General features: G+C 40.3%; 8 protein-coding genes. 5 read left to right on the plus strand and 3 right to left on the minus strand.

The annotated features are described in order from the left end of the window. The first annotated feature begins 20 nt into the window (after positions 1-20). Genes BOD01S_RS15830 through BOD01S_RS15840 form a run of 3 tightly spaced genes read left to right on the plus strand, consistent with a single transcriptional unit; the run spans position 21 to position 3710 of the window. Positions 21-1130, plus strand: coding sequence for a GerAB/ArcD/ProY family transporter (locus BOD01S_RS15830; protein ID WP_218016442.1), 1110 nt, complete (start codon positions 21-23; stop codon positions 1128-1130). Further along, positions 1102-2568 carry a spore germination protein gene (locus BOD01S_RS15835; RefSeq protein WP_036156522.1) on the plus strand — a complete coding sequence of 489 codons (1467 nt, stop codon included), beginning with the start codon at positions 1102-1104 and terminating at the stop codon, positions 2566-2568. The genes BOD01S_RS15830 and BOD01S_RS15835 overlap by 29 nt, the downstream gene beginning before the upstream one ends. Beyond that, entirely contained in the window at positions 2565-3710 is a 1146-nt protein-coding gene (locus BOD01S_RS15840; protein WP_036156523.1) for a Ger(x)C family spore germination protein, read from the plus strand. The genes BOD01S_RS15835 and BOD01S_RS15840 overlap by 4 nt, the downstream gene beginning before the upstream one ends. 235 nt (positions 3711-3945) lie before the next feature. Here the strand turns inward: BOD01S_RS15840 and nspC are convergent, their stop codons facing one another. Together nspC and BOD01S_RS15850 are read right to left on the minus strand one after the other, a co-directional pair. Beyond that, positions 3946-5085: a carboxynorspermidine decarboxylase gene (gene nspC / locus BOD01S_RS15845; protein ID WP_036156525.1), complete on the minus strand. Its 1140-nt coding sequence runs from the start codon at positions 5083-5085 to the stop codon at positions 3946-3948. Position 5086: 1 nt separating this feature from the next. Beyond that, entirely contained in the window at positions 5087-6313 is a 1227-nt protein-coding gene (locus BOD01S_RS15850; RefSeq protein WP_036156527.1) for a saccharopine dehydrogenase family protein, read from the minus strand. Between the two features lie 393 nt (positions 6314-6706). Between BOD01S_RS15850 and BOD01S_RS15855 the strand changes: the two genes are divergently transcribed. Further along, on the plus strand, positions 6707-7216 hold the full coding sequence (locus BOD01S_RS15855; RefSeq protein WP_156117047.1) for a hypothetical protein: 510 nt from the start codon (positions 6707-6709) through the stop codon (positions 7214-7216). Between the two features lie 207 nt (positions 7217-7423). On the opposite strand, the gene proC is transcribed toward BOD01S_RS15855, so the two are convergent. Next, positions 7424-8221 (minus strand): pyrroline-5-carboxylate reductase, encoded by a 798-nt coding sequence (gene proC / locus BOD01S_RS15860; protein ID WP_036156531.1) that lies wholly within the window; start codon positions 8219-8221, stop codon positions 7424-7426. 179 nt (positions 8222-8400) lie between these two features. On the opposite strand from proC, the gene BOD01S_RS15865 reads away from it, so the two are divergent. Next, complete coding sequence (locus tag BOD01S_RS15865; protein WP_036156533.1) at positions 8401-9396, plus strand: tetratricopeptide repeat protein; 996 nt, start codon at positions 8401-8403, stop codon at positions 9394-9396. Positions 9397-9433 lie beyond the last annotated feature (37 nt).

The following is a 9433-nucleotide window of genomic DNA, read 5'->3' on the forward strand; positions in this document are numbered from 1 at the left end:
GTAGAAAAATGGGAAAATCAGTGAAAATAAGCGTTCTCCATGTCATTTTATTATGTATGACAGTTATTGGATTGAAAAATCATGTGACCATTCTTCCCCCTATTTTAGAGGTGGGACACAGGGATGGCTGGTTAAGTGTATTGCTTGGAGCGGTCATTGTCCTTCCGTGGCTGTTTCTTCTTGCTTTTATTGCGAAAAGTACAGATGGACAACCACTTATCAAAATAATTGAAGAAAAAAACGGAAAGACGATTGCCAGGATTATAAAATTTATTGTAGTAATAGAGTTTTTCCTGTTCGGAGCTTTCACAATGATTGAAATGCTCCAATGGGTTAATACTACCTTTTTACCTTTTACTCCGATGCTGGTATTGTTTGTTCTTTATTTTATTCTTTGTATGATGTTGGCCATTTATGGATTGCAGGCAATTATGATTGCGAACGTTCTCGTACTATTCGTCGTGATTATTCTTGGCTTTTTTGTCGCAATTGCAAATTTGAGAGTGAAAGACTATACGTTGTTGCTCCCTATACTAGAAAAGGGGATGGAACCTGTTCTGCTTGCTACGGTTTTTCCAATGTCAGGTTTTCTAGAGCTGGGATTTTTAATTTTTATTCAACATCATGTCAAGAACAGGATAAAGTTTAAGCATTTTGCGTTAATGCTATTGCTGCTGCTGGGGCTTACAATGGGGCCGCTGATTGGGGCAATCGTGGAATTTGGCCCTGATGAGGCTTCAAAGCAGCGCTATCCGGCATATGAGGAATGGGCATTGGTAGCGATTGGCGAATACATTAACCATCTCGATTTCCTTTCCATCTACCAATGGATGACAGGGGCATTTGTAAGGATTGGATTTTACTTATTTTTAGTTACAGAAATATTATCGATCGAGCAGCAGTCGAAAAAAGTGTGGACTTATGTAGCACCTCCGTTTGCTATCATCTGTCTTTCATTGATGCTCGTGGATCAGCAAGTATATTTATTTCTGAATAATTATCTTTTTTTAATTTTTAGCTGCTGCTTATTAGTAGTGCTTGGAATTGTTATTGCTTTGCTTGTCTGGAGGAAAAAAGGGCAGAGGCAGGAGGAGTTACATCATGCGGACAGAGGCGATCACATTAAATAAGCTGGAGCAGACCTTTCAACAAAATGGTGATGTAAAATTTCAACAATTCACATTTCAGCAGGAAACGGTCTGTATTATTACGTGTGAAGGAATGGTTGATGAGGCTCTCCTGTACGAGCTGATACTGCCGGAAGTGAAAAAAGCCTTGGAGGACAGAACAGCTGAGCATCGATCAGCTGAAGACATAGAGAAGGCCCAAAGAGAATTAGAAGCCTCTTTAGCGCTACCTCAGCTTAAGGAAATAAAAAAGGTAGAGGACTGTGAGCGGCTGTTATTTACCGGCCAATGCTTGCTCTACTTTATAAATTATCGCATGCTGCTCGTAGCGGATATTGCCAAAAAGCCAAACCGGAAGCCGGAAGATACAAATCTTGAGGCGGCTGTGAAGGGGCCAAGGGATAATTTTATCGAAGATATCTCCATTAATATTGCCCTTATTAGAAAACGGCTGCCAACGAATTCACTCATTGTGGAAAAAATGGAGCTGGGGAAAAGGTCAAAAACCGATGTAGCTCTTCTCTATTTCGAAGATATAGTTGATAAGGAAATATTGAAAGAGGTTAAGATGAAGCTCGGAAAAGCAAAAGGAGATATTATTTTATCAGGAGAAGTACTGCTTGAAGATGTGAGCAAAGACTTTTTTCTATTTCCGAGAACGGAATATACCGGACGTCCGGATTTTGTCACTCAGGCCTTAGTAAGAGGGCGTTTTGCTCTATTAGTTGATGGAACTGCTTATGCAACCTTATTTCCGACGAATTTCTTCCTGCTGCTGAAATCGGCGGAAGATAATGAATATCCGGTTGTTTATAGTTCATTTCAACGGATATTACGCATTATAGGTCTTTTACTGGCGTTATTGCTGCCATCATTTTGGCTGGCGCTAACGACCTTTCATCAAGATCAGATTCCTGTTCAGCTGCTCGCAACTGTAGTACAGGCAAATACCGGTTTGCCCCTGCCATCCGCGCTTGAAATGCTCATTATGATATTTTTCTTCGAGCTGTTCAGAGAGGCTGGGATGCGGCTGCCGACTGTCATCGGGGGGACGATTAGTGTGGTAGGAGGGCTGATTATTGGGGATGCCGCTATTCGTGCCGGTATCACAAGCCCGGCGATGGTTGTCGTCATTGCTATTTCCACTATTGCCGGCTTTACACTCGTCAATCAATCGCTTGTTGGTTCTGTGACGCTCCTTCGCATACTCTTTGTGATCTTGACTTCCTTTGTAGGCTTATTTGGTTTTTTTGCCTGTATTTATTTTACGATTGCCTATTTAAGCCATCTGAAAGTATTTGGTGTACCATATCTGAACGTGGCGGCGGATATGAGCTTCAGTTCAATTTTAAAAACAATGTTGAGACTAAAAGGGGATGGGTATGAAAAGCGACCTAAAATGCTAAAACCGAAAGATGATACGAGAAGAGAGAAAAAATGATAAAGAAATGGCTGCTGATTTTACTTTCTGCTCTAATGTTGACGGGGTGCTGGGATACAACTGAGCCTGAAAGGATGTACTATGCCCATGGAGTTGGTGTAGATTATGTAGATGGAAAGTTTGAAGTCTATGTACAAATCATTGATTTTACCAATGTAGCGAAAAGTGAGCAGCCGCAGCCTGAGGCAGTACAGGCAGAGGTAGGAAGAGGTACAGGAGAAACGATGTATGAGGCATTCTTTGATTTGTATCATTCCTTAGATATGCGGCTATTTTGGGGCCATCTATCCTTTGTTGTATTATCAAAATCAGCTTTAGAGGATGGAAGGGCTAATACAGTAGTTAACGCCTTTAACCGTTACCGGGAAACAAGGTACAGGATTTGGGTGTATGGCACAAGTGATAAAATATCTGATATTATGACCGTAACACCGGTTCTGAATAAGTCGATTATCATTTCTTCACTTGCTAGTCCCCTCAATTCATTTGACCAGGAATCATATATTGCCCCGGTAAATTTCCGGCAATTTATTCTCGGATTAAATGAGCCGAACCATATTATAAGCATTCCCTATATTAGCTTAAATAAAGAATGGGAATCGGAAAAGGGGAAGAAGGAAAAAGTGGAGTATAAAGGTCTGGCGTTACTTTCTCGCACAGAATTAAAAGGAATTCTAACGGGAGAAGAGATCCGTGGAGCCTTGTTTATGACAAATGAAGCGATGCGGACACAATTGACCTATTTATTAAAAGAAAAACCGGTGACCGTTACGTTGGCAAATATTAATGTAGATGTAAAACCAAAATACGAAAAGGGCGCCTTTACATTTGATATTACAGTAAAACTGGATGCCATTGCGAGTGATTTCCATGCCGAAATATCAAGTGTGGAGGTAAAGGAATCAATAAAAAAAGAAGTAGAGAAAAGAATACGCGCAACATATAAGAAGGCGCTGGACGAAAACATAGATATTTACCGTTTATCGAATTATGCATATAAACAAAACGTAAAAGAATGGAAAAAAGTCGAAAAAGAAGGGCAGGTACCCCTGGACGAAAATTCGATTTCCTCAATAGAGGTATATATTGAAAAGCTAAGCGCAGCACGTAAAGAATTCACAGAAACAATCAGGGATAACTAAAGAGACATGATTGAAGTCATTCAGTATGTCTCTTTTTGCTGCCTTTAGGAATATAAACGACACAGTAAAAAAGTATTGGATAATAAATAGGAGAATACATTGAAACGAAAAAAAGATGGTTGTCAAGGGGGAAGAAGAAGTTACTGTCTACCTAACCATTTATTTATAAAGCAAAAACAGCACCGAGGAGGGAAATCCCTGTACGGTGCTGTTTTTGTTTGACCGTTATTTCTCTTTATGATAAACGGTTCCGGTAATCTTCATAGCCGAAAGTACGGACGACCTTCACGCCTTCTTCTTCATTGTATAAGCAGATGCTTGGCAGGTTTACACCATTAAACATATGCGTTTTTACCATTGTATAATGCGCCATGTCAGTAAATACTAAACGATCGCCGGCCTTTAATGGTTCATCGAATGAGTAATCACCGATGACGTCCCCAGCTAGACACGTCATGCCGCCAAGACGATACGTATACTTCTTCTCATTTGGCATACCAGAGCCAATAATCATCGGACGGTACGGCATTTCAAGTGTATCTGGCATATGACAAGTAGCTGAAGTATCCAGAATAGCTAGATCCATACCGTTTTTAATTGTATCCAGTACAGTCGCCACTAAATAGCCGGTATTTAAGGCGATTGCTTCTCCAGGCTCCAAGATGACTTTTACGTCATATGTTTCCTGAATACGGTTGATTAATTTGATCAACAGCTCTACATCATAATCTTCACGTGTAATGTGATGACCACCGCCGAAATTGATCCATTTCATTTGGTGCAGATACTCGCCGTATTTTTCTTCAAAATGAACTAAAATACGTTCCAGCACGTCAGCGTTTTGTTCGCACATTGCATGGAAATGTATACCCTCTACGCCATCAAGTTCTTCCGGTTTGAAGGACTCAAACGGAATGCCAAGACGTGAGTTTGTATAGCATGGATCATAAAGGGGTGTCTCTACCTCAGAATATCCAGGATTTACACGCAAGCCAATTGATACATGCTTATCAAGCGCTTGTACCTTTTCCTTATGACGAGCGAGTTGATCGAATGAATTGAAAACGATATGATCGACATACTTCAGGTATTCATCGATTTCATGATCTGCATATGCCGGTGCGTAAGCATGCACTTCTTTTCCAAATTCTTCATAGCCAAGGCGTGCTTCAAACAAAGAGGAAGAAGTAATCCCCTTCAAGTAATCGCGCGCCATCGGGAATGTTGACCACATGGAAAAACCTTTCAGTGCAAGTAAAATATCGCATCCAGTGCGGTCCTGGACAGATTTCAGTAATTCTAAGTTGCGTTTTAATAGGCGCTCATCCACGACGAAGCTGGGTGAGGGCGCTTGTTTCCAATCGATCTGCTTCATCTTATTTAGCCTCTTTTGTTGTAAAGTCTAAATCGATTAATTGAGGGTTTTCAGTTTCTTGCCATGGAAGACCCCATTTATTTAATGCGTCCATAAATGGATCTGGATTAAAGTCTTCTACATTCCATACACCAGGTTTTTGCCATTCGCCGTTCATAACAAGCATTGCACCAATCATGGCTGGTACACCTGTAGTGTAAGAAATTGCTTGTGAACCTACTTCACGATAGCACTCTTGGTGATCACATACGTTATACACGTAGTACGTTTTTTCTTTGCCATCTTTGATTCCGCGGATTACACAGCCGATGTTAGTTTTACCTTTTGTTAGCGGGCCAAGCGTTGCCGGATCCGGTAAAACAGCCTTTAAGAACTGGATTGGCTGGATCATCTGCCCTTGGAATTCGATTGGCTCGATCGAAGTCATGCCAACATTTTCTAAAACACGTAAATGTGTTAAATACTTTTCGCCAAATGTCATCCAGAAACGGATTTGTTTAAGGCCTTTAATGTTTTTTGCTAAAGATTCTAATTCTTCATGGTAAAGAAGGTAGCAGTCTTTCTCGCCGATTTCCGGTAAGTTATATACCATTTTGTGCTCAAGTGGAGCTGTTTCCACCCATTCGCCTTCTTTCCAGAAACGGCCATTTGCTGTAATTTCGCGAATGTTGATTTCCGGGTTGAAGTTTGTTGCGAATGGCAGGCCGTGGTCGCCGCCGTTTGCATCAACGATATCAATGTAATGGATTTCGTCAAAGTGGTGTTTTTGTGCATGCGCAGTGAATACGCCTGTTACACCAGGGTCAAAACCAGAGCCTAGAAGGGCAGTAATCCCTGCTTCTTCAAATTTCTCTTTGTAGGCCCATTGCCATTTATATTCAAATTTAGCTGTATCAAGAGGCTCGTAGTTTGCTGTATCTACATAATGCGTCTTTGTCGCTAAACATGCGTCCATAATCGTTAAATCTTGATATGGTAAAGCTACGTTGATTACCACATCTGGTTTAAATCCATTGATTAATTCAATTAGCTCTTCCGTATTGTCTGCATCCACCTGTGCTGTATGGATGATCGTTTTACCGCCGTCTAATTTTTCTTTTAAAGCATCACATTTTGATTTTGTCCGACTCGCGATCATAATCTCTTCGAATACTTCTGAGTTTTGCACACATTTGTGTACGACTACGCTGGCAACACCGCCAGCTCCAATAATCAATGCTTTACCCAATTTGTTGTCACGCTCCCTAGTGTATCAGTATTAAAACAAGATTGATTATACAGAATACGGTCCTTGCTATCAATGGTTTTTTTGTGAATAAAACGAATGTATTTTTAAGAGGAGATCGTGAATAATAAAATGAAATATAAAGGCAGGGAATTGGCCGAATGGTGTGTAATTCATCAACAACCGGAACATGATATGTTTTTCCGCCTCTTCCAGCCCAAACTCCCGTTGCTACAGGTGGATAGTAAATATGGTAAGTAAAATATTTATTTTCCATTAATCGGGTATGTAGATGTATGAGACAATGTAACACGCTGTAACGTAACACCACAAGTACGCTTCGTATCCAACCTAAAATCCAAAAAGAAGGTGATGGAGATGTCAAGTAGAGTGTTTATGTTAGGATTTATTTTAAGTCGCATGCTAAATCCCTTAAGCTACACAATTTTTATCGTATTTTTTATTTTAGTCAGCGTAAGCACCGGGGCTATCATTCCGAAGCAATCGCTGCAAGGGTTTGCTGAATTAGTAAGTCCATTATATTTACCGTTACAGTTGACAAGTTTATTGGCTCATTTTATTGTGATTGGACTAGCCGTTAATTTCCTTTACCGCGTCATTGCAGAAGGGAAATATATCGTTAAATTGTCCACATTCGGGTTTTTGATTGCTATCTCGACAGTCCAAGTTTTTACTTATTTCTGCATGAATGCATTGCCACAGATTGGAACAGCCGGAGAAATGGAAAGGCATCTTGCTGTATTTGCACAGCAAAATGCTCTTGGCTATTTTGAGCTGGGCTCTCTTTTATGTATGGGTATATTACTGGCACTTTATGCGGGGATTTTATCGAGGGAAAAATTTAAGAAAAACATTGGTTTTATAGATGATACATTATACGAATAAATAAACCGGCCTGGTACAGGCCGGTTTATTTATTAAAATAGGTAGAAACTCCAACCTTTTATCAGAAAATGGTTAAAAAAGATGTTTACATGTTTTGAAAAAGGGGAACGATATATAAGATTTCTGGATTTGGTACAATCCAAGAGAATATTCCTTCTATCGAAAGAATATACGGGCGCCGTCCTTATTAGGACAGGCGCCCTTTCATCATTGAAGGCTGTGGTCTTTTCTCGTTACAGCCATTACTGCATCATGAATAACACCTTCAAAACGATTCGCCTGCAGTGAAGTGACTCCTTGGATTGTCGTTCCGCCAGGGGAGCAAACTTGGTCTACTAGTGCCATTGGATGTTCTTTAGATTCCAATATCATTTTGGCACTGCCTAATACAGAACTCGCTGCAATTTCAAGGGCCATCTCCTTTGGCATGCCTTCACGTACGGCCGCACGGGCAAGTGAATCGATATAGAGGTATGTGAAGGCCGGAGAAGCACATCCGATTGTGGTGAAAATGGAAAATAAGTTTTCCGGCAGCTCAACGATTGTACCAATGGTCTCAAACATTTCTTCGATCAGCTGCTTATGAGCGTTTGAAGTGGAGGCGGGCGTCGAATAACAGCTTGTGGAAGCGCCGATAATTGCATTGATGTTTGGCATAACACGGAAAATCGAGGGGTGTCCATCCAGCTGTTCTTGTAAATAGGCTAAGCTTTTTCCTGCTGCTATAGAAATGACAATTTGGTTTTTACGTAAAAATGCTTTTACAGTTGGCAGAATTGATGACAATACCTGGGGTTTTACAGCCAGTACGACTACATCTACCTTTTTCATCAATTCCTCAATTGTTGTACAGCCCTGAATACCATATTGCTGCACTAATTCGTCTGTTTTTTCATAAGAACGGTTCATGCCGTATAAATGATTTGTATCAAATTTTTTACTTGCTGCCATGCCTTTAATGATGGCGGTTGCCATATTTCCAAGGCCGATAAATCCGTAATTCATACTCATGCTCCTTCTGATTTCGTAGCATATAGTATAGCACAAAAATATCGGTTCGTTAGGTAAGAAGCATTGGTGGATGGGAAACATAACAAAATAAGAAACGTCTATTGTAATCGGGATTGTTCACAAAAGCATTCGACTGTAAAATGGAAATGATAGATGGATCGGAGTGAAAGCTTTTGAAGAAAAATAAAAAAAAACTGTCCATGTTTGAAAATGTTGTCGTTTTTCCGGGAACTGTAGAAAAGTTATTGGATCAGGCACATGCTTATGCAGAGAATTATCAATATGATCGGGCAAATGAAAAATTTAATGAAGCGTTGCAATATACAGCAGGAGACGAAGTTACACTGAGCGTCTATGCATATTCTCTATATGAAGCACGTGAATTTGAAAAGGCAAAAGAAATTTGTGAACGACTGCTTGAGATCGGACCCTCTATGTATTTTGAGGCTATGGAGCTCTACTTAACAATCTGTATGCAGCTTCGCCAGTTTACACAAGTGGAAAAAATCATTGAATCGTTGATGGAAGAGGAAGTCATTCCTGAGGATCAAATAGAAAAATTTACACGTCTGAAAAACTTAAATGCTGATATTGCAGAAAATAAGCGGGCGCAAGAGGATGAAGAGATGATACAGGAATCAATCGGAAATGAATTTTCGATTGAAGGATTCCTAGAAAAAAAGGCTGAAGAGCAGCTCATTATTGTCCATGAACTAATGATGACTAATATACGGCCGATCGCGTTCTCTCTTAAGGAAATCATTGAACATGAACAGACACACCCATTCGTCAAAAGCCTTATACTGCTTCTATTAGTTGAACAGGAGGTTTCGATGGAAATTGAAATTAAAAAATTTGATCGGGCTCTCTCGGTTAATCCCGCACGGCTCGAACTGCCGACAAAACTTCCGCATTTTCAAGCGGTAGCGGGAATGGTAATGAAGGAACTGGAACAGGAGCCATCAACGCTTGAACTTGTCCAGCATTTAATCGCAAAGCATGCCATTGCTACTTATCCTTTCGAATGGCTGGATTATAGTGACGAAGATGTGGCCCTAAGTTATATTGAATATGTGGGGGCAATGTTCGGTAAGGCACAGGGGATGAATGGTGAGGTAATTAACTTTCTCCATCACCTTGAAAAGCTGACAGAATTACAACATATGTGAAAAAAGTTGAAACTATGCTCATCTATGATATACTAAA

It is taken from the genome of Lysinibacillus odysseyi 34hs-1 = NBRC 100172 (assembly GCF_001591965.1).
Classification (GTDB): domain Bacteria; phylum Bacillota; class Bacilli; order Bacillales_A; family Planococcaceae; genus Lysinibacillus_B; species Lysinibacillus_B odysseyi.

Excerpts from the sequence above, each read along its gene's own strand:
- BOD01S_RS15855 (WP_156117047.1), top strand. The coding sequence starts at position 6,707 with ATGTTAGGATTTATTTTAAGTCGCATGCTAAATCCCTTAAGCTACACA.
- nspC (WP_036156525.1), bottom strand. The coding sequence starts at position 5,085 with ATGAAGCAGATCGATTGGAAACAAGCGCCCTCACCCAGCTTCGTCGTG.
- BOD01S_RS15840 (WP_036156523.1), top strand. The coding sequence starts at position 2,565 with ATGATAAAGAAATGGCTGCTGATTTTACTTTCTGCTCTAATGTTGACG.
- BOD01S_RS15835 (WP_036156522.1), top strand. The coding sequence starts at position 1,102 with ATGCGGACAGAGGCGATCACATTAAATAAGCTGGAGCAGACCTTTCAA.
- proC (WP_036156531.1), bottom strand. The coding sequence starts at position 8,221 with ATGAATTACGGATTTATCGGCCTTGGAAATATGGCAACCGCCATCATT.